The following is a 21,129-nucleotide window of genomic DNA, read 5'->3' on the forward strand; positions in this document are numbered from 1 at the left end:
TGCTTCTCAGGGATTCGATATGCCCAACCTCGCGCGCCGCGTCCTTCTCGCCGTGGCGCTGTGCACGCTCATGGCTGCACCGGCGCTGGCCATGCCCCAGGACTGTACCGGCAAGCTCGGCACCTCGCGGGTGCTGGAGGTCGACCCGGTGGGGCTGCAGGTCGGCACCAAGCATTTCCCCCAGACGCTCGACCTCGCCGACAAGGAGGTCGTGCTGACCTTCGATGACGGCCCGCATCCCGGCACGACGCCGGCGGTGCTGAAGGCACTGGCGCGCGAATGTGTGCACGCGACCTTCTTCACCATCGGCCGGAATGCCGCAGCCCATCCGGACCTCGTGCGCCTCATCCTCGCCGAAGGCCACACGCTCGGCCATCACAGCATGACCCATCCGATGACGCTGGCCGACATTCCCTATGACAAGGCGGTTACGGAGATCGAGAAGGGGTTTCGCGCCGACGAGAAGGCCGCCTATGGCAGCGCTGGCGTACGTCCGCGCGTGGCGTTTTTCCGGTTTCCCGGCTTCGGTTCCACGCCCGAGTTGCTCGACTATCTGAAGCAGCGGGGCATCGGCGTGTTCGGTGCCGACTTCTGGGCCGGCGACTGGAACCCGATGACGCCCGAGGAACAGCTGCATCTGGTGATGGCGCGGCTGGAACATGAGCATCGCGGCATCATCCTGTTCCACGACACTCGCGACCAGACGGCGAGGATGCTGCCGCTCTTCCTCGCGGCGCTGCGGGAGAAGGGCTACCGCGTGGTGCACGTCGTACCGCCGCCGGTGCAGACGGCAGCGGCGCCGCATTAGGCGAGACAGGCCTGAAACGACAACGGCGACCCGAAGGTCGCCGTTCGCTGGGATCGTATGGTTCCGATCCGAATTATGGTGCGGTCGAGAGGACTCGAACCTCCACGGTGTTACCCACTGCCACCTCAAGGCAGCGCGTCTACCAATTCCGCCACGACCGCATCACCGCACGCGGCCACTGAGCGGGGCCGGCGCGAGCGGGGGATCGTCTAACAGATCGAATGGGGCTCCACAAGGCCTGCCGCCGCTCCGGCAGGGCTGTACACAGCTCCGCCGAGAACGCATGGCGCGGGCGCTGCTATAGGCAGGCGACAGCGGGCCGCACGATGATTATGTATCGGCCATGAACGACGCGCCGATCCTTGCTGCCATCGCCCGTGACGAGCTGTCACCGCTGCTGCTGCCGCAGCCGGCCAGCCGGCCGGTGCGCTGGCGCGTGAGCGCACATCCGGTCGCCTATCCCGATGCACTCGCCGAGATGGACAGGCTCGCCGAGGAGATCGCCGCCGGGCGCGAAGACGAACTCGTCTGGCTGCTCGAGCATCCCCCGCTCTACACTGCCGGCACCAGCGCGCGGCCTGAGGATCTCGTCGAGCCCGGCCGGTTCCCGATCTTCGAGACGGGACGGGGCGGACAGTTCACCTATCACGGCCCTGGCCAGCGCGTGGCCTATGTGATGCTGGACCTGAAGCGCCGGGCTCCGGACCTGCGCCGCTACGTCGCCGCGCTGGAGGAATGGCTCATCCGCTCGCTCGCCGCCTTCAACGTGCGCGGCGAGCGGCGCGAGGACCGCGTCGGCGTCTGGGTACGCCATCGCACCAAGGCCGGGGAGGGTGAGGACAAGATCGCCGCCATCGGCATCCGCGTCCGGCGCTGGGTGACGATGCATGGCATCTCGCTCAATGTGGAGCCCGACCTGTCGCACTTCGCGGGCATCGTTCCCTGTGGAGTGCGCGAGCACGGCGTCACTAGTCTCGTCGAACTCGGCCTGCCGGTGACGATGGAGGATGTCGACCTGGCTTTGCGCAGCGAGTTCGAGGCGGTGTTCGGCCCCACCGTGGTCACGCCGGACGAAGCTTAGGCGGTCGGCCGCACGTCGAAGCCGGGTCCGGCCTCACTCTCCTGCACGTCTTCCTCGCTGAACGCGACTTCGGTGACGCGTGCCGCCGGTGGTCCGCTCCGGCTGGCCTCGATGAGATCATGTAGAGTTTCGGCCGGGGCAAGGATCAGCGCCTCGACGCTGCCGTCGCGCCGGTTGCGCACCCAGCCCGTCAGCCGACGCCGTTCGGCCTCCGCCGCGAACCAGGCGCGATAGCCGACGCTCTGGACGCGGCCGCGTATGAGAAGGCGGGTGGCGAGCTTCGAACTCATGACCTTGCCCTTTGGCGGTGCCTTGTCGCAGAGGTGGATTCGAGACGCAAAGCGGCGAACCGAACGCGTCGGCTCCGCATTGTCCTTCGCCGACGCTTCTTTAAGAACAATTCCGCTAGAAGCAACATGGGCTTCCCGAGGTGGGGAGCCATCGCCTTTTCCGCCAGAACCTTCCGCTGGAGCGAGGCATGCGCGAAGAGACCGATCTCGCCGCCCTGCCGCGCGGCCCGGAACACGACGCGGACCCGACGGAGACGCCCGGTTTCGTCGAGGCGGCGCTGGGCGCGATCGAATCGCGCGACGTCGATGCGCTGCGGGCCCTCGTCGCCGACCTGCACGAGAGCGATCTTGCGCGCCTGCTGGAAGCCCTGCCGCCAGCGGATCGGCCGCAGCTCATCGAGCTGCTCGGCAGCGACTTCGACTTCACCGCGCTCACGGAGCTCGACGAGACCGTCCGTGTGCAAATCCTCGAGGAGCTGCCGACGCAGACCGTCGTGGAGGGCGTGCGCGAGCTCGAATCCGACGATGCGGTCTATATCCTCGAAGACCTCGACGACGCCGACAAGCAGGAGATCCTCGCCCATCTGCCGATCCCGGAGCGGGCGGCGCTGCAGCGCAGCCTCGACTATCCGGAGGAGAGCGCTGGCCGGCGCATGCAGACCGAGTTCATCGCTCTGCCGCCGTTCTGGACCGTCGGCCAGACGCTGGACTATGTCGGCGAAACCGAAGGCCTGCCGGAGACTTTCTTCGAGGTCTTCGTCGTCGATCCGACCTATCGGCTCACCGGCTCGGTGCCGCTCGACCGGCTACTGCGCACCAAGCGCGGGGTGAAGCTCGGCGAGGTGGTCACGCCCGACCGCCACGTCGTCAACGCCACCGACGACCAGGAAGACGTCGCGCGCGTCTTCGAGCGCTACAACCTCATCTCTTCGCCCGTGGTGGACGACGCCGGCCGCCTGGTCGGCGTACTGACCATCGACGACATTGTCGACGTCATCCAGGAGGAGGCTGATGAGGACCTGAAGGCGCTGGGCGGCGTCGCGGGCGACGAGGAGCTGTCCGACAGCTTCTGGTACATCGCCAGAAGCCGCTTCTCCTGGCTGCTGCTCAACCTTATCGCCGCCAACCTCGCTTCCTTCGTCATCTCGCTGTTCGAGGGCGAGCTGGAGCGCATGGTGGCGCTCGCCGTCCTCATGCCGATCGTCGCCAGCCAAGGGGGCAACGCTGGCACGCAGACGATGACCGTGGCCGTGCGCGCGCTGGCGACGCGCGAATTGCGCGCCAGCAATGCACGACGGGTGGTGGCCCGCGAGCTGCTGGTCGGCCTGTTCAACGGCGTGGTGTTCGCGGTGATCATGGCGGTCGTCGTCTTCGCCCGTTTCGGCATTGCCGATCTCGGCTTCGTCATCGCCCTTGCGATGATCATCAATCTGCTGGCGGCTGCGTTCGGGGGTATTATGATCCCGTTGACGCTGGATCGACTTAAGGTGGATCCAGCCGTATCGTCGGGGCCTTTCGTCACCACCGTGACCGACGTCGTGGGCTTCTTCGCCTTTCTCGGTATCGCTTCGCTGTGGTTTTGAACTTCGTCGACAAAGTTTGTATTCATTGAGTGCCCACCACGTCGAGCAGCATCAAAAACATAAATTGGATTGATCGTGGCGAGTCGGAGGAGCGGATGAGGGCGCCAGAGGGCGGCCGTCCGGGGCTCCAGTCCCGGGGCGAGCCGGTGTCCGAGGCAATTCCGATTGCCGTGACGCCGCGACGGCGCTTACGAGCCGGCGACGGCATGATCCTCGCGGTGGCGCTCGTCATCGTGGCGGCGGTGGTGGTGATGGGGGCGTTCTCGCTGGTCGCCGCCGAGCGGATCGACGTGGCTTCGCGCGATCGCTGGAACCGGCTGGTGCTGGATTCGCTGCAACGCCGTGCGGCCTTCCTCGAACGCGACCTCTCCAGCTTTGCCCATTGGGACGAGTCGGTGCTGCGCACCGCCTATTTTCTCGACGTGGAATGGGTCCACGAGAATTTCGGCCGCTGGCTTTACGAGACCCAGCGCCATGACCGCTCCTATATCGTGCTGGAGAGCGGCCCAGCCTATGCGTCCATAGACGGCGTCTCCTTCCAGGTGCCGCAGGCGCCCTTCGACGAGGCGGCGATCACCCCGCTGGTGCGCGGCGTCGAGGCTGCCTATCGCGACCAGACGTCCGCAATGCAGGCAGCCGGCTCCTCCGCCGAGCCGCGTGGCCGTGAGAACCCGCCAGTGTTCCGTGCCGGCTACATGCGGGTCGAGGGACGCCCGGCGCTGGTCGGCGCCATCAGCATCACGCCGGACTACGGACGGGTCGTCTCGCCCTCGCGGGTGCCACCGGTCGCGGTAACGGTGCTGTTTCTCGACCGCAGCTTCCTCGGCGATCTGGTCGGTGAGCTGCACATGACCGAGCCGCTGATCTCGGACACGCCGCCACCGCCCGACCGGCAGGGCATACCCATTCCCTTCCACGACCCGCAGACGCCGCCGGCCTGGCTTAGCTGGGTGCCGGAGAATCCCGGCAGCGCGCTGCTTGCTGCACTGCTGCCGGCCCTGGTCGGCACCGCTGCCCTGCTGCTGATGGTCGCCGCCATCGTGCTCTGGTACGCGCGTCGGGCAGCGCAGGAATTGTCGGAGAGCGAGGCGCTCGCCTCGCGCCTTGCCTATACCGACCCGCTCTGCGGCCTCGCCAATCGCACCATGCTGATGCGCACCCTCGGCGAGAGACTGCAGCGCGTGGGCAGCGGCGAGCGGCTGGCGATCCTGTTCCTCGATCTCGACGGCTTCAAGGATATCAACGACACGCTCGGCCACCATGTCGGCGACCTGCTTCTGGCCGAGATCGGTAACCGCCTCAAGCGGCTGCCATTTTCCAGCTTGCTGGCCTCGCGCTTCGGCGGCGACGAATTCGTCATACTGGTCGCGGTGGCGAACGAGCGCGAGGACATCGAGGCGGCTGGCAGCGCCATATTGGACGCGGTGCGCCAGCCGGCGCCGATCGCGGGTCAGACGCTGACGGTGAGCGGCTCCATCGGCTGCACAGTCGCACCCGATCACGGCGTCGATGCCATCGAGCTGATCCGCCTCGCGGACATCGCGGTCTATCGGGCGAAGGCGGAGGGGCGCGGCAACGTCCAAATCTTCGCCCCGCGCATGGAGCGCGAGGTGATGCGGCGGCGCGACCTCGAACTGGAGCTCCAGCGTGCCCTCGCCGAAGGCGAGCTCGCCGTCTACTACCAGCCGCAATTCGCCATAGACGGCGAGGCGGTTATCGGCTTCGAGGCGCTGGTGCGCTGGGTGCATCCGACCCAGGGGCTCATCTCGCCAGGAGAGTTCATCCCCATCGCCGAGCAGACCGGGCTGATCACCGAGCTCGACATGTGGGTGCTGCGCAATGCCTGCGCGCAGGCGCGTGGCTGGGGCTCGGTCAAGCTGGCGGTGAACCTGTCGCCGGTCGACTTCCGCACGCGCGACCTCGAAGCGCAGGTGAAGCGCATTCTGGAGGAGACCGGTTTCCCGCCCGAGCGGCTGGAGATCGAGATAACCGAGAACCTCTTGTTCGGCAACCAGCCGGAGGCCTTCGCCTCGCTCGCCGCGCTGCGCCGCATGGGCATCCGCATCGCGCTCGACGATTTCGGCAGCGGCTATTCCTCGCTCGGCTATATCCGCCGCTTCCGCGTCGACACCATCAAGATCGACCGCGGCTTCACCCAGAATATCGGCCAGAGCGACGATGCGGCGGCGATCATCGACTGCGTGGTGCGGCTGGCGCGGGCGCTGGCGATCACCGTCACCGCCGAGGGCGTGGAGACACGCGAGCAGCTGCGTTACCTGCAATTGGTCGGCTGCCACCATGTGCAGGGCTACCTTCTGGCCGGGCCTGTGCCCGTGTCCAGCATCGAGCGCTATCTGGAGCGCGCCACGCCCGCCGCCTCGGCCTCGCGCGCGGCTATCTAGCGAGTCGGCATGTTCTTCACGCTCTCGAAACTCGCCTGGGCGGTCGCCGCACCTTCGACCTTCCTCACTTTGCTGGCGGTGGCCGGTCTTGTGCTGCTGCCGTGGTTCCGGCGGCTAGGCACGGTGCTGACGGTTCTCGGCGGCGTCGGACTTCTCGTCGCCGGTCTCAGCCCGATCGGGCGGATGCTCATGGTTCCGCTGGAGAACCGCTTTCCCGCCTATGTCGACGAAGGGTCGCCGGTCGACGGCGTGATCGTGCTCGGCGGGGCCGAACTCGCCGGCATCACGGCCGCGCGCGGCCAGTCCTCCTTCCAGGAGGCCGGCGAGCGCATGCTGGCGATGGGCGAGCTGGCGCGGCGCTACCCCGGCGCGCGCATCGTCTTCGCCGGCGGCAGCAGCAACCTGGTCGAGGCCTCGCCGATGCAGGAGGCCGACGTCGTTCGCCTGGCGCTGCCGCAGATCGGCGTCGATCCGGCACGGGTGGAGTTCGAGCGCTATTCCCGCAACACGGCAGAGAACGCCCGGCTCGCCCGCGAGCTCGTCAAACCGCAGCCGGATCAGCGCTGGCTGCTCGTCACCTCAGCCTTTCACATGCCGCGCGCCATCGGCTGCTTCCGCGCGGCGGGGTTTCCGGTCATCCCTTATCCGGTCGACTACCGTACCATCGGCCGGCCGGAGCTTTTCCGTCTCTTCGGCACGGTGGCGGACGGTCTGAGTTTCGTCGATCTCGCCACCCGCGAATGGATGGGGCTCGTCGCCTATTATCTTGCAGGGCGTACCGACGCGCTCTTCCCGGCGCCGGATCAGCCGCCCGGCGGCAGTCCGAGCCGGTAGACGCCGCGAAAGTCAGCCGGGTCGACCGGCTTGCCCTTTCGGTAGATGACGAGCCGCCCGGACTGGGCCAGCCGCACGGCGGCGCGACGGACCAGCGGCAGCAGGTTCTGCCAGTCGGCATTGCTCGCCAGCGCCCGGGCGGCTTCTTCCGGCGCGATCGTCTTCGGTGCGTCGGGGCGGCCGGCGAGGGCGAGGATGGCTGCCTCAGCGGCCTCTTCGGAAGGGTAAACGGGTTTGTCATTCATCATCAAGCAGCCATCGCGAGTCCGAACCGACCTGGCGGTTGGTCATGACGAAGAAGATCGCCAACGTCGCCGCCATCAGCGCCCAGCCGTTGATGTACCAGCCGAGATAGGCGATGGCGAAGAAGAAGGCGCGCTGGCCACGGTTGAAATGCCGGCCGGCGAGGGTGGCCATGCGCGCCAGCTTGACGGCATGCGCCTGCGCCCGCGGCGTCGTCGCCTCGTCAGGCGGTGGCGTCGAGCCGAGCAGTATGGTGGTGTAGTTGAACAGCCGGTAGGCCCAGGCGAACTTGAAGAAGGCGTTGGCGAAGATCAGCGTCAGGCCGAGCGTCTTCAATTCCCAGCTCGACCGGTTGGGCTCGACAAAGGGCAGGTCGAGGAAGATCGCCATCACCGCGTCGGTCGATTGCAGGATGGCGAGCGAAGCGCCGATGGCGAGCAGGGAGGTGGAGGCGAAGAAGGCCGTGCCGTTCTGCAGTGCAGCGACGATCTGGGCATCCACGATGCGGTTCTCGCGCGCCAGCATGCGCTGCATCCACTCGTGGCGGTACTTGTCCATGCGTCGGTTGAGAGTGCGTCCCTCCGCCCAGCCGCCTTCCATCAACAGATGATAGGCGACCCAGGCGGCGACGAAGGCGGCGAAGGCCGTGGCATCGACATAAGTGAAGCCGAGCATGATCTTAGGCAAATTCCCTCATTTTTTGCTTTGACGCACTAGGTGAACCGAAAGCTGCTGCCTTGGAAGCGGCTCGCGAGAGCCAGGAGCATGACTGCGCATTGCCGACGCTGCGTCATGCGTCTGGATCGGGGCTGATTTGCAGTGAATGATCACCATTTCGCGATTGCGAAGTCGATAACGTTTTATTAAATATCAGTCAGACCGCTCGCATGGCGCGAATCATCGGCGCACGCGACGCGGCAGTGAGATGTTCCGAGGATTACCATGAATTCGGTTCCCGAGCGCTCCTGTTGGGGAGTCGCGCGTTGGGCTGTTGCCGCCTTCCTGGCCGGCGTCGCCCTGGTCTATCTGTTCGGCGGTTTTCAGGCGGCTCAGATCGTCGCCAGTTGACGGCAGCTGCGCCTGGCGGTGGTCGGAAAGACCGCCCCGCACATTCCATGACGGCTCGGCCCGCAAGGCCGGGCCGTTTCCATTTTCGGCCTCGGGATCGGCCCGATTGCGATCACCCGGATTAATGGTCGCCATCACGCGCATGCGTTTGCGCGCCGGCCGCTTCTGGCGGAATCTTGGCGTCCATCCACGGGGAGACGCACGATGGCGCTGAAGCTCATCATCGGCAACAAGAACTACTCGTCATGGTCGCTGCGTCCATGGCTCGCGATGACCGCGCTCGGCATCCCCTTCGAGGAGATCCTGGTGCCGCTCGACGCGCCGGACTTCAAGGACCGTGTCCGCGCGCATTCGCCCGCCGGCAAGGTGCCGGTGCTGATCGACGGCGAGGCGGTGGTGTGGGAATCGATCGCTATATTGGAGCATCTGGCCGAGCGGTTCCCTGAAAAGAACGTCTGGCCGAGCGAGCCGGTGGCCCGCGCCCATGCCCGTTCGCTGGCGACCGAGATGCATGGTGGCTTCGGTGCGCTGCGCAGCGTGGCACCCATGAACCTCTGGCGGCCGGTGGAGCCGCGCACCCTGCCGGAGGCGGCACTCAAGGACGTGCGCGTCCTTGTCCGGCGCTGGGGCGAGGCGCGCCGGCGCTTCGGCGAGGGTGGCGACTTCCTGTTCGGTGCATTCTCCGGCGCCGACGCCATGTATGCCCCGGTGGCGACACGCATCCGCACCTATGCGATCGAGGTCGACGAGGTCGCGGCCGCCTATGTCGAGGCGATCCACGCCCACCCCGCCTTCGTCGCCTGGAAGGAAGAGGGGCTGAAGGAAACCGGGGTATTGCCGGAGGACGAGGTCGACTGGCCGACGGTCAAGCGCGTATAGAGGGCGGGAGAACTATCGCGAGCCTGCCCATGCCTCTGCACCTCATCAAGCTCTGCGTCGGCGCCGAGTCCATCGAGGACCTGGAAGAGTGGATCGCGGAGAACCTTGCGGACAAGGCGGCGCGTGGCGAGCCGGTGGAGCAGTTCCACACCACCCGCATGGTGCCGACCCGTACCGAGGAACTGCTGGGCGGCGGCTCGCTCTACTGGGTCATCAAGGGCGAGGTGGCCTGCCGGCAGGTGCTGACCGGCATCCGCCCCTTCGTCGACGAGGACGGCATACGCCGCTGCCGGCTGATGCTGGAGCCGGTGGTGTACCGGGTGATACCGCGCCCGAGCCGACCGTTCCAGGGCTGGCGCTACCTTCCCGCCAAGGATGCGCCGCCGGACCTCGACGCGGTCGGCGATGCGCCGCTGCTGCCCGAGACGCTCCGCCGCGAACTGCGCTCGCTCGGCCTGCTCTGAGCTTTGAGGGAACCCGAGACGCCTCTTTCCGCGTTGTCCCTGCGTGAGACAGCGTGAAAGGGAGGCGCTCATGGTGCAGGATTCGGATGATCACCGCGTCGTCGAGCACGGCGAGGTTGTGGTGAAGGCGAATACCGAGGAGCGCCAGGCCGTCGAGGTGAAGCCGATGCGCTATGTGCTCGGCATCGGGCTGGCGCTGGTCATCATCGGCTTTGCGATCAGCTATATGAGCTTCACCTGATGCCGGATGTCAGTCCGGCACGGCGAGGTTGTCGATGAGACGGGTGGCGCCGATCCGCGCCGCGACCAGCAGCCGGATCGGCCCCTGTTCGCGCGAGGCAACTGGAGCCAGCGTCTCGGCGTGCCGCGCCTCGAGATAGTCCAGCTGGAAACCGGCCGCTGTCACCGTCCGCCGCGCTGCATCGACGGCGGAGAGCACGTTTCCGCCATAGGCGATGGCAGCTGCCGCGCCGCTCAGCGCGCGGTGCAGCTCCGGGGCGGCGGCGCGATCCTCCGGGCTCAGATAGACATTCCGCGAGGAGAGGGCGAGGCCGTCGCTCTCGCGCACGGTCGGTACGCCGACAATGCGCACCGGAATGTCGAGGTCGCGCGCCATGCGGGTGACGACCTGGAGCTGTTGGTAGTCCTTCTCGCCGAACATCGCGACATCCGGTGCCGCCTGGAGCAGCAGCTTGGCGACCACCGTGGCGACGCCGGCGAAATGGGTGGGGCGGAAATCCGTCTCCAGCCCGAGCGCCGGGCCGGTGAGCGAGATGGTGGTGGAAAAACCCTCCGGGTACATCTCCGCCGCGTCTGGCACGAAGGCGAGGTCGACGCCGGCCGCATCCGCCTTGTCGAGATCGGCTTCCAGCGTGCGCGGATAGCGGGAGAGGTCCTCGGTCGGGGCGAACTGCGTCGGGTTGACGAAGATCGAGACGACGATGCGCTCGGCGTGCGACCGCGCGGCTCTCATGAGCGCCACATGGCCGGCATGCAGAGCGCCCATGGTCGGCACCAGCGCCACGCGCTCGCCCGCCGCTCGCCATGCCTTCACCTGCTCGCGCAGCTCCGAAACGGTGTGGACGGTGCGAATGGTGCGGGCGGTGCTCATGGTGGCAGGTCCGTTGCGTCGGGGCGCGGAAGCTAGCAGAGCGAGAAGGGGGGTCAACGGGTCAACCTTGCGGGAGGATGCTGTTCCCGCCGCGCCATCCCGCTACACTCGCGCCGAATCCGAGCTGCGTACCGTCCGATGGCCATCGAGAAGACCAAGTCCAACGCGCCCACTGCCCAATCCGAAGGCGTCGCCGCCTTCCTCAAGGAGCTGGAGGCGCGCGCGCCGCTGACCGCCGAGCGGCGCGGGCGGCTGATCTTCGCGCTCGACGCCACGATGAGCCGGCAGCCGACCTGGGACCTCGCCTGCGCCCTGCAGGCGGAGATGTTCGAGGAAGCCGGCAGGATCGGCGGGCTCGATATCCAGCTCGTCTATTACCGTGGCCTCGGCGAATGCCGCGCCTCGCCCTGGATGGCGGATGCGAACAAGCTCGGCGCGCTGATGGCGCGCATCGACTGCCGGGGAGGGCGCACGCAGATAGGCCGGGTGCTGGGTCACGCGGCCTCGCAGGCGGAAAAGGGTCCGGTCGGCGCGGTGGTCTTCGTCGGCGACGCGATGGAGGAGCCGATCGACGCACTCTGCGCCGAGGCCGGGCCGCTGGCGCTGCGCGGCGTGCCGGTGTTCATGTTCCAGGAGGGACACGATCCCACGGTCGAACGCGCCTTCCGCGAGATCGCCCGGCTGACACGTGGCGCCTATTGCCGCTTCGACGCCGGTGCCGCCGCCGAGCTGCGGGCGCTGCTGCGGGCGGCCGCGAGCTACGCCGCCGGCGGCGCCAAGGCGCTCGCCGCACTGGCGGATGCCTCTCCTGGTGCCCGTCGGCTCATCGCGGCCATGCGGGACACGCGGTAAGGACGACGCACGATGATCAACCTCGTCATCGGCGCTGCCATCGTCGCGCTGATCTATTACGGCCTGAAGGCCTTCGGCCGTGCCGATGCCAAGGCGCTGGCGACGCTCGGCCGTCGGGCCGGCGGCGGCGCGCTGCTGCTCCTCGCCGCTTTTCTCGGTGCTCGCGGCCATATCGAGACCGCGCTGCCGCTCGGCATATTCGGCCTGTCGCTGATCGGCTGGGACATAAGGGGCGCCATGCCCTGGTCGCGCGGCAGCGCCAGCCCGGGCCGGACCTCGAAGGTGCGCACCGCCGCGCTCGACATGATGCTCGACCATGACAGCGGCCGGCTGACGGGCAAGGTGACGAGCGGGCCTCTTGCGGGCGCCGCGCTGGATGCGCTCGACGTGCCGACGCTGGCGCGTCTGGCGCTGGACGTCGACGTGGAGAGCCGGCAGCTACTCGAAGCTTATCTTGACCGCCGGTCGCCCGGCTGGCGTGAGAACGCTCAGGGCGACACGGGTGGGCGGCGCGCTGACCCGCCGCGCCGCGGCGCGATGACGGAAGAGGAGGCCTACCAGATCCTGGGGCTTCAGCCGGGGTCGGGGACGGACGAGATCCGAAAAGCTCACCGATCCCTTATGAAGAAACTCCATCCCGACCAGGGCGGGTCGAACTATCTCGCCGCCCGGGTGAACGAAGCCAAGGATATCCTGCTCGACGGGCATTGAGGCCTCCCCGTCAATTCCGGAAGACCATGCAGCCGAAATCGCTGCGCTTCAGCGCCTGGCAAGCCTTGCGGGCAGCAGATTCCGCGTCGAAGCCGGCGAAGCGGGCGCGAACGATCTTAGTCGAGCCCTTGGTCGCCGCTTCCGTGTACGGATCGGCCTTGGACAGGGGGGCGCCGACCTTCTGCTGGGCCTTGGCGATCTGGGCGCGGGCGTCGGCCTCGCTGCCATAGGCGCCGATCTGGATGGCCCAGCCGCCCGAACGGGGCGCGGCAGACTGGTCGGCGCTCTCGGCTTCCTGGCGCGGAATCTCGGTGGCGCCGGCGCTGGCGAGCTGGACCGGCTTGATCGCCTGCTGGGCGGGAGCGGCCTGCACGGCGCTCTGCGCGTTCTTGGCAGCGCCGGAGACTTGGCCGTTGGTGAAGGAGAGCGTGCCGAGGATGCCCGGCTGGTTGCTGAAGGCGGCGGTTGGCGCGGCCGGGCGGCCGATAGCGACAGTCTTGACCGCGACCGGGACGATGGGGGCGGCGGAGCCGACCGGCGGCGCGTCGGCAGCGACCTGCGCCGGACGGGCTGGCGCGGGAGCCGGGGCAGGGATGGAGGCGGTGGTCTCCTGGTCCATCTCCCCAGCGGCCGAGGCCATGGCGAGGCGCGGATTGGCCGAGGGAACGGGGATCGTCGCTGGCTTGCGCGCCACTTCCTGGGCGACCGCAGGTGCGGCGACAGGCGTCGGGGTGGGCTCGGCCGCGGCGAGGGCGACCGGGGTGACGACATCATCATCCGCGGCGCCGGAGGGAACGGAATCCATCCGCGCGACCTGCTGGCGGCCGGCATAGGACTTTGGCATGGCGTCGCTGAGCAGCGCGACCATGCGGTTGTCGCGCGAGGCGGCACTGGCGCCGCCCATCACCACGCCGATGACGTAGCGGCCGTTCTGCTTGACGCTGGTCAGCAGGTTGAAGCCGGAGGCATTGGTGTAGCCGGTCTTGATGCCGTCGACGCCGTTGATGCGGCCGAACATACGGTTGTGGTTGCGGATCGCCTGGCCGCGATACATGAAGCTGCGGGTCTCGAAATAGGCGTAGTATTTCGGGAACCGCTCCTGGATGGCGCGACCGAGAGTGGCGAGGTCGCGCGCGGTGGTCACCTGCTGCGGGTTGGGCAGGCCGTTCGGGTTGCGGAAAGTGGTCCGCGACATGCCGAGCTGGCGGGCGCGGCGGGTCATCAGCGCGGCGAAGGTCGAGGCGTCGCCCGAAATATTCTCCGCCACCACCACGGCGACGTCGTTGGCCGAGCGGGTGATCAGCGCCTGGATGGCATCCTCGACCACGATGGTCGAGCCCGGCTTCACGCCGAGCTTGGAGGGCTGCTGGCTGGCGGCATAGGCGGAGACGCGCAGCGGCGTGTTGAGGCGCATCTTGCCCGCCTGCAACTGCTCGAACAGCAGATAGAGCGTCATCACCTTGGTGACGGAAGCGGGATGACGCAGCGCGTCGGCGTTCTGCTCGTGCAGGATGCGACCGGTATTGGCGTCGATGATGATGTCGGAGTAGCCGCGGTGCCAGTCGCCGCTCGCCACGGTTCGCGTGACGGCGGCCTTGTTGCGCGCGGTGCGCTTCTTCTTTTTCGAGGCGGCTTCCGCCACCCCGGCTCCCACGAGGGAGATCGCCAAGACCGCTACGGCGACACGCATGAGAGACGTGCCGACAATCCCCGGAACTCGCATGTACCCTGTCCCGCTACTCAATTCCGGCCGCCGCCGGAACCCCACTCGTCCGCCAAAATCCCGGGCCCTGCAGCGGTTCTGTTGCCGTTGCGAAGGGGCCGACCGTTAAGGAACTCTGCCGAACCATCACTTCCCAAACCTTAAAAAGGGTGCGGTTACAGAGTCGTAAAGATGCGTGATGAACCCTGTGGATGTGGCGAGAAGATGAGCGCAGGGTGGGGAAGCGTAGAATGCATTATATTGCACTGCACAATTTCGCTTGACGATGATTGGTGCGGTGCATTAGCAATAAAGCAGGGAGAGAGCTTTCCCGGGCGGGCGCGAGCGGTTGGAGCGCGGCGCGCGTGGCAACACCACAAGGAGTTGGCTCATGCTGCAGAACATCGATGATATCCAGAAGCTCGGTAAGGACAATCTGGACCTCGCCATGAAGAGCTTCGGTACCGTTTCGAAGGGCGTCCAGGCGATCGCCGTCGAAGTTGCCGACTATTCCAAGAAGTCGTTCGAGGAAGGCACCGCGACCGCCGAGAAGCTGTTCGGCGCCAAGACCCTCGATAAGGCGGTCGAGATCCAGTCCGAGTATTTCAAGCACGCTTACGAGGGCTTCGTCGCCCAGGCGACCAAGATGGGTGAACTCTACGCCGATCTCGCCAAGGAGACCTACAAGCCGTATGAGAGCTTGATCGGGAAGATCCCGACCGGCAAGTGAGCGCTCATTAGCGGCGGCCGTCCGGCCGGGCGACTGCGCCAGAGATTTTCGGAAGGCCCGGCAACGTTGCCGGGCCTTTTTCGTTGCCTGTTCGGCCGCGCACGGTCTTTGCCCCTTCGCGCAAGGCATCCGGGCCGGCTCGTGAAAATGTCACCGGATTGCGACGGTCCTGTCGCAATGCGGCTCTGGCGCCGCCGGGGAGGCGTACATATTATAGCTACGAGCCGGTGAGCCGGTCGGGGAAGGTCCAGCCTGAATGTCCGAGTACGTCACGTCCCAGTTCCGCGAAGCGATGATGGCCGACGAGGAGCGTCGGCGGCGCGGGGACAACGCGCCCGGAACGGCGGTGATCACGCGTACCAAGCCGCAGGTGAAGCGGCCGAGCCTCTACCGGGTGCTCCTGCTCAACGACGACTACACGCCAATGGAGTTCGTCGTGCACGTGCTGGAGCATTTCTTCACCAAGAACCGGGAGGAAGCCACCCAGATCATGCTGCATGTGCATCAGCATGGCGTGGGGGAGTGTGGCGTCTATACCTACGAGGTGGCCGAGACCAAGGTCACGCAGGTCATGGACTTCGCGCGCAAGCACCAGCATCCTTTGCAGTGCGTCATGGAGAAGAAGTGACGCCCCGCGACGGCTAAATGAAGAGGTCCTGATGCCAACCTTCTCCCGCAGCCTCGAGCAGTCGCTTCACCGGGCCCTTGCGCTCGCCAATGAGCGCCACCACGAATATGCGACGCTTGAGCACCTGCTGCTGTCTCTGGTCGACGACCAGGACTCGGCGGCGGTGATGCGCGCGTGCAATGTCGACCTTGAGAAGCTGCGGCGGAACCTGGTCGAATATATCGACACCGAACTCGACAACCTGGTCCAGGACGGCGGCGAGGATTCCAAGCCGACCGCCGGCTTCCAGCGCGTGATCCAGCGCGCAGTCATCCACGTCCAATCCTCCGGCCGCGAAGAAGTGACCGGCGCCAATGTGCTCGTGGCGATTTTCGCCGAGCGCGAGAGCCATGCGGCCTATTTCCTGCAAGAGCAGGACATGACCCGCTACGACGCGGTCAACTACATCAGCCACGGCATCGCCAAGCGCGCCGGCATGTCGGAGAGCCGCCCCGTGCGCGGAGCCGAAGAGGAGACGGAGACGAAGACCGGGGAGGATTCCAAGAAGAAGGCCGATGCGCTCGATGCCTACTGCGTGAACCTCAACAAGAAGGCGCGCGAAGGTAAGATCGACCCGCTGATCGGCCGCGACGGCGAGATCCAGCGCACCATCCAGGTGCTCTGCCGCCGTTCGAAGAACAACCCGCTCTTCGTCGGCGACCCCGGCGTGGGCAAGACCGCCATCGCCGAGGGCCTGGCGCGCCGCATCGTCAACGGCGAGGTGCCGGACGTGTTGCGCAAGGCCACCGTCTTCTCGCTCGACATGGGCGCGCTTCTCGCTGGCACGCGCTATCGCGGCGACTTCGAGGAGCGCCTCAAGCAGGTGGTGAAGGAGATCGAGGCCTATCCCGACGCCATCATGTTCATCGACGAGATCCACACAGTGATCGGGGCCGGCGCCACCTCCGGCGGCGCGATGGACGCTTCCAACCTGCTGAAGCCCGCGCTCGCCTCCGGGACTTTGCGCTGCATCGGCTCGACCACCTACAAGGAGTACCGTCAGTACTTCGAGAAGGACCGGGCGCTGGTCCGCCGCTTCCAGAAGATCGACGTGCCGGAGCCGACCGTGCCCGACGCGATCGAGATCCTGAAGGGGCTGAAGCCCTACTTCGAGGATTATCACCGGCTGCGCTACACCAACGACGCCATCAAGGCGGCGGTGGAACTCTCCGCGCGCTACATCCACGACCGTAAGCTGCCCGACAAGGCGATCGACATTATCGACGAGTCGGGTGCGGCGCAGATGCTGCTCCCCGAGGGCCGGCGCAAGAAGACCATCGGCGTCAAGGAGATCGAGGCGACGGTCGCCACCATCGCCCGCATCCCGCCCAAAACCGTCTCGAAGGACGACACCGAGATCCTCGCCGGGCTGGAGACCACGCTCAAGCGCGTCGTCTACGGTCAGGACAAGGCGATCGAGGCGCTCGCCTCGGCGATCAAGCTCGCCCGCGCGGGCCTGCGCGAGCCGGAGAAGCCGATCGGCTCCTACCTGTTCTCGGGCCCGACGGGCGTGGGCAAGACCGAGGTGGCCAAGCAACTCGCTTCCTCGCTCGGCGTCGAGCTGCTGCGCTTCGACATGTCCGAGTACATGGAGCGGCACACCATCTCGCGGCTGATCGGCGCGCCTCCCGGCTATGTCGGCTTCGACCAGGGAGGACTGCTCACTGACGGCATCGACCAGCATCCGCACTGCGTGCTGTTGCTGGACGAGATCGAGAAGGCGCATCCCGACCTGTTCAACATCCTGCTGCAGGTGATGGACCACGGAAAGCTGACCGACCACAACGGCAAGCAGGTCGATTTCCGCAACGTCATCCTGATCATGACGACGAATGCGGGCGCCGCCGACCTGACGAAATCGGCCTTCGGCTTCACCCGCTCGAAGCGCGAGGGCGACGACGTGGAGGCGATCAACCGTCTGTTCGCGCCGGAGTTCCGCAACCGCCTCGACGCGATCATCCCCTTCGCCCACCTCACCAACGAGATCATCGCGCTGGTGGTGGAGAAGTTCGTCCTGCAGCTGGAGGCGCAGCTCGCCGACCGCAATGTCACCATCGAGCTCACCGACGAGGCGAGCGCGTGGCTGGTGGAGCGCGGCTACGACCAGCAGATGGGAGCGCGGCCGATGGGCCGGGTGATCCAGGAGCACATCAAGAAGCCGCTGGCCGACGAGGTGCTGTTCGGCAAGCTGCGCTCGGGCGGGCATGTCCGCGTCATCGTCAAGACGGACGAGGATGGCGAGACCACGCTCGGCTTCGAGTTCCCGGAAGGGCCGATCACGCCCAAGCCCGAGAAGATCGCGCCGGCTAAGGCCAAGCGTGCGACGCGCCGCAAGCCGGCAGCGCCGAAGGCCAAGAAGGCCCCCGGCACCGGCAGCCGCGCCAAGCCGACCGGCTCGCGGGTGCCAAAGGTGCCGCTGGTCAAGGCCTGACGCGCCTTCGTCTCTGAAGATTGCGACCGCCCGCGGGGAGACCTGCGGGCGGTTTGCTTTTAAGGCACCTCCCGAGACGGATTGATGGAGCACCCTCATCCTGAGGTGCCCGGCCAGCGGCCGGACCTCGAAGGATGCTCGTGCGAGTGCACCCAGCGGACCATCCTTCGGGGCTCGCTCCGCTCGCACCTCAGGATGAAGGCGTGGGTTGGATAATGTTACGGGGCGTTGCGTCGCCGGACACGCCGCCTCATGCCAGCCATGCACAGTCGGGAGCAGGTTCGGCTTGACCGGACGCGCGGCAATGTCGATGAACGATGGGCATCGAGTCCATCATTATGCATGCAATCCCCGATCCGCCCGTGTCCGTCCCGGTCCGCCCGGCGCAGTGTTTTGCGCGCGGTCTGCTGGGGGCGCTTTCCGTGCCGGGATTCGTGCTGGTGGCGACTTTCGTCGGCTTTGGCGGGCTACTTCACGACCTCAGTTTCCCGCTCGGCGCCGGGCTGCTCTCGACGCTGCTGATCTGGGCGCTGCCGGCACAGGTGATCCTGATCGGCGGGCTCGCCGCGGGCGCCTCGCTGCCGGCACTGGCGGTGGCCGTCTGCCTGTCGGGCGTGCGGCTGCTGCCGATGGTGGTGTCGCTCATGCCGTTGATGCGCGGCCCGCGCCCGCGCCTTTCCACCGAGCTCTTCTGCGCCCATTTCGTCGCCGTGACTCTCTGGGTCGAAGGCTTCCGCCTGCTGCCCAAGGTATCCCCTGAGGGACGCCCCGCCTATGCCTGCGGGCTGGGGAGCGGGCTGATCGCGCTGAGCATGGCCGGCACGGCGATCGGCTTCTATCTCACCCATACGCTGCCGGGGCCGTTCGCCATTGCCTTGCTGCTCCTGACCCCGATTTCCTTCACCATCCTCCTGGTGCGCAACGCCCGCGAGCCGGTGGACTGGCTCGCCATCGTGCTCGGCGCGGGGATATCGCCTCTGGCGGTAAACGCGCCGGGCGGGCTGGACCTGTTCTGGGCCGGCGTGGGAGGGGGCACGCTCGCCTTCCTCATCGCCCGCCATATGCCGAGGCGGCGGGCATGAACTTCTATTCCACCGAGCTCGGCGCCATGCTGGTCGTGGTCCTCGTCGGCTTCCTGCCGAACGAGCTTTGGCGGGTGCTCGGCGTGCTGTTCGGCCGGCGCATCGACGAGAACAGCGTCTGGATGCAGTGGGTGAGGGCGGTGGCCACCGCGCTGCTCGCTGCCGTCGTCGCCCGGCTCCTGCTGGTGCCGAGCGGCGCGCTGGTGACGCTGCCGCTCTGGCTGCGCATCGGCGCGGTGGCGAGCGGCATTGCCGGCTTCCTCCTCCTGCGCCGCTCGGTTCTCGCCGGTGTGCTCACCGCCGAGGCGGTGCTGATCCTCGGCGGCTGGTGGCTGGGCGTCTGAGATCAGTTCTCCAGCGCCGCCTTCAGCCTCGCGGCGTTCTCCGCCAGCACCTCGGGCGCTTCCATCTTCGATTGCGGCGGCAGCAGGTCGACGCCCTCGAAGCGCGGGATGACGTGGACGTGCAGGTGGAACACCACCTGGCCGCCGGCCGTCTCGTTGAACTGGTGGACGCTGATGCCGTCGGCGTCGAACGCCTTCACTTGCGCCCTGGCGATGCGCTGGGCGACCTGCGCCACATAGGCGAGGTCGTCGGGGGCGACGTCGAGCAGGTTTCGCGCGGCGGCCTTCGGGATCACCAACGCGTGGCCCGTCGAGCGCGGCATGATGTCGAGGAAGGCGAGCGCCCGGTCGTCCTCATAGACGCGGTGGGCGGGCAGTTCGCCGCGCAGGATCTTCGCGAAGATATTGCCGGGATCGTAGGCCATGCGTCTCTCCCTCTCGCCTGTGGCCCGACCTGATGGCAAGCCGCGCGGCGCCGGTCAAGGCTCGTCGCGCGCCTCGGCTTGGGCGTGGCGGAACGGCGCATGCTCGGCCAGCTCCTCGCCGGCCTCGGCCACATAGGCCCGCTCGCGCTCGAGATAATGCGCCACCGCCGCACGGAACTGCGGATCGGCGATGTAATGCGCCGAGCGGGTGGTGACCGGCATATAGCCGCGCGCCAGCTTATGCTCGCCCTGCGCGCCGGCCTCGACGGTGGAGAGGCCGCGGGTGATCGCGAAGTCGACGGCCTGGTGGTAGCAGACCTCGAAATGCAGGAAGGGGTGGTGCTCGATCGCGCCCCAGTGGCGGCCGTAGAGCGTGTCGCCGCCGATGAAGTTGATGGCGCCGGCGATCCAGCGGCCGGCGCGCTTCGCCATCACCAGCAGCACCTTGTCGGCCATGCGTTCGCCGATGAGCGAATAGAACTCGCGCGTCAGATAGGGTCGTCCCCATTTGCGCGAGCCGGTCTCCATGTAGAAATCGAAGAAGGCGTCCCAGACGTCCTCGGTGAGGTCCTTGCCGGTCAGCTGGTGGATGGTGATGCCGTCCTCCAGCGCCTCGCGCCGCTCGCGCCTGATCTGCTTGCGCTTGCGCGAGGCGAGTTCGCCGAGGAAGGCGTCGAAGTCGTCATAGCCGCGATTGTGCCAGTGGAACTGCTGGTCGGTGCGAGGGAGGAAGCCTTCCTCCTCCAGCACGGCGGCGTCGGCATCCTCGAGGAAGGTGGCATGGATGGAGGAGACCTTGCGCATGCCGGCCAGCGTCACGAGACCCTCGGCGAGTGCCGTGCGGGCGGTGTCGGACAGGGGACCCGGCGCGGCGAGCAGGCGCGGGCCGGTCGCCGGGGTGAAGGGCACCGAGACCTGGAGCTTGGGGTAGTAGCGCCCGCCGGCGCGCTCATAGGCCTCGGCCCAGCCGCCGTCGAAGACATATTCGCCCTTGGAATGGGACTTGAGATAGGCCGGGCAGGCGCCGATCACCGTGCCGTCCGGCGCCTCCAGCACGAGGTGCTGCGGTAGCCAGCCGGTGGCGGGCGCGGCCGAGCCGGACTCTTCCAGCGCCGCGAGGAATTCGTGACTGACGAAGGGGTTGTAGGGGCGCCGCTCAGCCGCCGCAGCTATGGAGTGAGGCGCTGGTTGAATCTCTTCATGTGTCTCGTCTTCTATGCGAATCAATTGGTTACAGGAAGATGTTAATTTGATGTGCGAGGGCGACGGGTTGGCGCAGCCGTTCCAGGCATCGGGCGAAAGCGCAGTGATGTCGCTCTCGACGCGGAGGCTGAACGTGTCGTCAGACATGGGTGTGATGGAGGCTTTCGGCACGAGGGATTTGACGAAGGCGCCCGGTTACTTTGCGCGCCTTGCCCCGGC

23 protein-coding genes and 1 tRNA gene are annotated in these 21,129 nt (G+C 67.1%); 15 read left to right on the forward strand and 9 right to left on the reverse strand.

Going from position 1 to position 21,129, the window contains the following annotated elements; genetic code table 11:
- The first annotated feature begins 19 nt into the window (after positions 1–19).
- The gene (locus SNOV_RS07385) at positions 20–808 is read left to right on the forward strand and encodes a polysaccharide deacetylase family protein (protein WP_013166292.1); all 789 of its coding nucleotides are present in this window, start codon (positions 20–22) and stop codon (positions 806–808) included.
- A gap of 76 nt (positions 809–884) precedes the next feature.
- Here SNOV_RS07385 and SNOV_RS07390 read toward each other — a convergent pair.
- Positions 885–969, reverse strand: a tRNA-Leu gene (locus tag SNOV_RS07390).
- A 182-nt stretch (positions 970–1,151) separates the two neighbouring features.
- On the opposite strand from SNOV_RS07390, the gene lipB reads away from it, so the two are divergent.
- Positions 1,152–1,889 (forward strand): lipoyl(octanoyl) transferase LipB, encoded by a 738-nt coding sequence (gene lipB / locus SNOV_RS07395; RefSeq protein ID WP_013166293.1) that lies wholly within the window; start codon positions 1,152–1,154, stop codon positions 1,887–1,889.
- On the opposite strand, the gene SNOV_RS07400 is transcribed toward lipB, so the two are convergent.
- On the reverse strand, positions 1,886–2,179 hold the full coding sequence (locus SNOV_RS07400; RefSeq protein WP_013166294.1) for an acylphosphatase: 294 nt from the start codon (positions 2,177–2,179) through the stop codon (positions 1,886–1,888). The two genes, lipB and SNOV_RS07400, sit on opposite strands and share 4 nt — an antisense overlap.
- Before the next feature lie 188 nt (positions 2,180–2,367).
- Here SNOV_RS07400 and mgtE point away from each other — a divergent pair, with 188 nt between their 5' ends.
- The 3 genes from mgtE (at position 2,368) to SNOV_RS07415 (ending at position 6,998) form a co-directional block, all read left to right on the forward strand.
- Complete coding sequence (gene mgtE / locus SNOV_RS07405; RefSeq protein ID WP_013166295.1) at positions 2,368–3,762, forward strand: magnesium transporter; 1,395 nt, start codon at positions 2,368–2,370, stop codon at positions 3,760–3,762.
- 206 nt (positions 3,763–3,968) lie between these two features.
- Positions 3,969–6,164, forward strand: coding sequence for a putative bifunctional diguanylate cyclase/phosphodiesterase (locus SNOV_RS07410; RefSeq protein WP_049785713.1), 2,196 nt, complete (start codon positions 3,969–3,971; stop codon positions 6,162–6,164).
- Positions 6,165–6,173: 9 nt separating this feature from the next.
- Positions 6,174–6,998 carry a YdcF family protein gene (locus SNOV_RS07415; protein ID WP_013166297.1) on the forward strand — a complete coding sequence of 275 codons (825 nt, stop codon included), beginning with the start codon at positions 6,174–6,176 and terminating at the stop codon, positions 6,996–6,998.
- On the opposite strand, the gene SNOV_RS07420 is transcribed toward SNOV_RS07415, so the two are convergent.
- The 3 genes from SNOV_RS07420 to SNOV_RS23760 all read right to left on the reverse strand — a co-directional run bounded on the left by SNOV_RS07420 (position 6,968) and on the right by SNOV_RS23760 (position 8,453).
- A complete protein-coding gene (locus SNOV_RS07420) occupies positions 6,968–7,246 on the reverse strand; it encodes a DUF3253 domain-containing protein (protein ID WP_013166298.1) in 279 nt (92 codons plus the stop codon). The genes SNOV_RS07415 and SNOV_RS07420 overlap by 31 nt on opposite strands.
- A complete protein-coding gene (locus SNOV_RS07425) occupies positions 7,236–7,916 on the reverse strand; it encodes a DUF599 domain-containing protein (protein ID WP_013166299.1) in 681 nt (226 codons plus the stop codon). Before SNOV_RS07425 ends, SNOV_RS07420 begins: the two co-directional genes overlap by 11 nt.
- 222 nt (positions 7,917–8,138) lie before the next feature.
- Positions 8,139–8,453 (reverse strand): hypothetical protein, encoded by a 315-nt coding sequence (locus SNOV_RS23760; RefSeq protein WP_187291100.1) that lies wholly within the window; start codon positions 8,451–8,453, stop codon positions 8,139–8,141.
- Positions 8,454–8,513: 60 nt separating this feature from the next.
- Between SNOV_RS23760 and SNOV_RS07430 the strand changes: the two genes are divergently transcribed.
- The 3 genes from SNOV_RS07430 (at position 8,514) to SNOV_RS23765 (ending at position 9,893) form a co-directional block, all read left to right on the forward strand.
- Positions 8,514–9,188: a glutathione S-transferase family protein gene (locus SNOV_RS07430; protein ID WP_013166301.1), complete on the forward strand. Its 675-nt coding sequence runs from the start codon at positions 8,514–8,516 to the stop codon at positions 9,186–9,188.
- Positions 9,189–9,217: 29 nt separating this feature from the next.
- Positions 9,218–9,652 carry a DUF1489 family protein gene (locus SNOV_RS07435; RefSeq protein WP_013166302.1) on the forward strand — a complete coding sequence of 145 codons (435 nt, stop codon included), beginning with the start codon at positions 9,218–9,220 and terminating at the stop codon, positions 9,650–9,652.
- A 70-nt stretch (positions 9,653–9,722) separates the two neighbouring features.
- Entirely contained in the window at positions 9,723–9,893 is a 171-nt protein-coding gene (locus SNOV_RS23765) for a hypothetical protein (protein ID WP_013166303.1), read from the forward strand.
- A 9-nt stretch (positions 9,894–9,902) separates the two neighbouring features.
- Here SNOV_RS23765 and panC read toward each other — a convergent pair whose 3' ends face one another.
- Positions 9,903–10,763, reverse strand: coding sequence for a pantoate--beta-alanine ligase (gene panC, locus SNOV_RS07440; RefSeq protein WP_013166304.1), 861 nt, complete (start codon positions 10,761–10,763; stop codon positions 9,903–9,905).
- A 138-nt stretch (positions 10,764–10,901) separates the two neighbouring features.
- On the opposite strand from panC, the gene SNOV_RS07445 reads away from it, so the two are divergent.
- Together SNOV_RS07445 and SNOV_RS07450 are read left to right on the forward strand one after the other, a co-directional pair.
- Positions 10,902–11,615, forward strand: a complete 714-nt coding sequence (locus tag SNOV_RS07445; RefSeq protein WP_013166305.1) for a vWA domain-containing protein — start codon at positions 10,902–10,904, stop codon at positions 11,613–11,615.
- A gap of 12 nt (positions 11,616–11,627) precedes the next feature.
- The gene (locus tag SNOV_RS07450; protein ID WP_013166306.1) at positions 11,628–12,326 is read left to right on the forward strand and encodes a DnaJ domain-containing protein; all 699 of its coding nucleotides are present in this window, start codon (positions 11,628–11,630) and stop codon (positions 12,324–12,326) included.
- 10 nt (positions 12,327–12,336) lie between these two features.
- On the opposite strand, the gene SNOV_RS07455 is transcribed toward SNOV_RS07450, so the two are convergent.
- A complete protein-coding gene (locus SNOV_RS07455) occupies positions 12,337–13,995 on the reverse strand; it encodes a serine hydrolase (RefSeq protein ID WP_244412900.1) in 1,659 nt (552 codons plus the stop codon).
- A gap of 424 nt (positions 13,996–14,419) precedes the next feature.
- Between SNOV_RS07455 and SNOV_RS07460 the strand changes: the two genes are divergently transcribed.
- The 5 genes from SNOV_RS07460 (at position 14,420) to SNOV_RS07480 (ending at position 19,282) form a co-directional block, all read left to right on the forward strand.
- Complete coding sequence (locus SNOV_RS07460; protein ID WP_013166308.1) at positions 14,420–14,758, forward strand: phasin family protein; 339 nt, start codon at positions 14,420–14,422, stop codon at positions 14,756–14,758.
- A gap of 292 nt (positions 14,759–15,050) precedes the next feature.
- Positions 15,051–15,386: an ATP-dependent Clp protease adapter ClpS gene (gene clpS / locus SNOV_RS07465; RefSeq protein ID WP_244412964.1), complete on the forward strand. Its 336-nt coding sequence runs from the start codon at positions 15,051–15,053 to the stop codon at positions 15,384–15,386.
- Positions 15,387–15,417: 31 nt separating this feature from the next.
- A complete protein-coding gene (clpA, locus tag SNOV_RS07470; RefSeq protein ID WP_013166310.1) occupies positions 15,418–17,856 on the forward strand; it encodes an ATP-dependent Clp protease ATP-binding subunit ClpA in 2,439 nt (812 codons plus the stop codon).
- Between the two features lie 362 nt (positions 17,857–18,218).
- Positions 18,219–18,938, forward strand: a complete 720-nt coding sequence (locus SNOV_RS07475; protein ID WP_244412901.1) for an AzlC family ABC transporter permease — start codon at positions 18,219–18,221, stop codon at positions 18,936–18,938.
- Positions 18,935–19,282, forward strand: a complete 348-nt coding sequence (locus SNOV_RS07480; RefSeq protein WP_013166312.1) for an AzlD domain-containing protein — start codon at positions 18,935–18,937, stop codon at positions 19,280–19,282. The genes SNOV_RS07475 and SNOV_RS07480 overlap by 4 nt, the downstream gene beginning before the upstream one ends.
- A 2-nt stretch (positions 19,283–19,284) precedes the next feature.
- Here the strand turns inward: SNOV_RS07480 and SNOV_RS07485 are convergent, their stop codons facing one another.
- Entirely contained in the window at positions 19,285–19,707 is a 423-nt protein-coding gene (locus SNOV_RS07485) for an HIT family protein (protein WP_013166313.1), read from the reverse strand.
- Between the two features lie 54 nt (positions 19,708–19,761).
- Positions 19,762–21,057: a GNAT family N-acetyltransferase gene (locus tag SNOV_RS07490; RefSeq protein WP_013166314.1), complete on the reverse strand. Its 1,296-nt coding sequence runs from the start codon at positions 21,055–21,057 to the stop codon at positions 19,762–19,764.
- Between the last annotated feature and the right edge of the window lie 72 nt (positions 21,058–21,129).

It is taken from the genome of Ancylobacter novellus DSM 506 (assembly GCF_000092925.1).
Lineage (GTDB): Bacteria > Pseudomonadota > Alphaproteobacteria > Rhizobiales > Xanthobacteraceae > Ancylobacter > Ancylobacter novellus.

What these genes read in the sequence shown, in the direction of transcription:
- SNOV_RS07385 (WP_013166292.1), top strand. Translation starts at nt 20, where the DNA reads ATGCCCAACCTCGCGCGCCGCGTCCTTCTCGCCGTGGCGCTGTGCACG.
- lipB (WP_013166293.1), top strand. Translation starts at nt 1,152, where the DNA reads ATGAACGACGCGCCGATCCTTGCTGCCATCGCCCGTGACGAGCTGTCA.
- SNOV_RS07400 (WP_013166294.1), bottom strand. Translation starts at nt 2,179, where the DNA reads ATGAGTTCGAAGCTCGCCACCCGCCTTCTCATACGCGGCCGCGTCCAG.
- mgtE (WP_013166295.1), top strand. Translation starts at nt 2,368, where the DNA reads ATGCGCGAAGAGACCGATCTCGCCGCCCTGCCGCGCGGCCCGGAACAC.
- SNOV_RS07410 (WP_049785713.1), top strand. Translation starts at nt 3,969, where the DNA reads ATGATCCTCGCGGTGGCGCTCGTCATCGTGGCGGCGGTGGTGGTGATG.
- SNOV_RS07415 (WP_013166297.1), top strand. Translation starts at nt 6,174, where the DNA reads ATGTTCTTCACGCTCTCGAAACTCGCCTGGGCGGTCGCCGCACCTTCG.
- SNOV_RS07420 (WP_013166298.1), bottom strand. Translation starts at nt 7,246, where the DNA reads ATGATGAATGACAAACCCGTTTACCCTTCCGAAGAGGCCGCTGAGGCA.
- SNOV_RS07425 (WP_013166299.1), bottom strand. Translation starts at nt 7,916, where the DNA reads ATGCTCGGCTTCACTTATGTCGATGCCACGGCCTTCGCCGCCTTCGTC.
- SNOV_RS23760 (WP_187291100.1), bottom strand. Translation starts at nt 8,453, where the DNA reads ATGCGCGTGATGGCGACCATTAATCCGGGTGATCGCAATCGGGCCGAT.
- SNOV_RS07430 (WP_013166301.1), top strand. Translation starts at nt 8,514, where the DNA reads ATGGCGCTGAAGCTCATCATCGGCAACAAGAACTACTCGTCATGGTCG.
- SNOV_RS07435 (WP_013166302.1), top strand. Translation starts at nt 9,218, where the DNA reads ATGCCTCTGCACCTCATCAAGCTCTGCGTCGGCGCCGAGTCCATCGAG.
- SNOV_RS23765 (WP_013166303.1), top strand. Translation starts at nt 9,723, where the DNA reads ATGGTGCAGGATTCGGATGATCACCGCGTCGTCGAGCACGGCGAGGTT.
- panC (WP_013166304.1), bottom strand. Translation starts at nt 10,763, where the DNA reads ATGAGCACCGCCCGCACCATTCGCACCGTCCACACCGTTTCGGAGCTG.
- SNOV_RS07445 (WP_013166305.1), top strand. Translation starts at nt 10,902, where the DNA reads ATGGCCATCGAGAAGACCAAGTCCAACGCGCCCACTGCCCAATCCGAA.
- SNOV_RS07450 (WP_013166306.1), top strand. Translation starts at nt 11,628, where the DNA reads ATGATCAACCTCGTCATCGGCGCTGCCATCGTCGCGCTGATCTATTAC.
- SNOV_RS07460 (WP_013166308.1), top strand. Translation starts at nt 14,420, where the DNA reads ATGCTGCAGAACATCGATGATATCCAGAAGCTCGGTAAGGACAATCTG.
- clpS (WP_244412964.1), top strand. Translation starts at nt 15,051, where the DNA reads ATGATGGCCGACGAGGAGCGTCGGCGGCGCGGGGACAACGCGCCCGGA.
- clpA (WP_013166310.1), top strand. Translation starts at nt 15,418, where the DNA reads ATGCCAACCTTCTCCCGCAGCCTCGAGCAGTCGCTTCACCGGGCCCTT.
- SNOV_RS07480 (WP_013166312.1), top strand. Translation starts at nt 18,935, where the DNA reads ATGAACTTCTATTCCACCGAGCTCGGCGCCATGCTGGTCGTGGTCCTC.
- SNOV_RS07485 (WP_013166313.1), bottom strand. Translation starts at nt 19,707, where the DNA reads ATGGCCTACGATCCCGGCAATATCTTCGCGAAGATCCTGCGCGGCGAA.
- SNOV_RS07490 (WP_013166314.1), bottom strand. Translation starts at nt 21,057, where the DNA reads ATGTCTGACGACACGTTCAGCCTCCGCGTCGAGAGCGACATCACTGCG.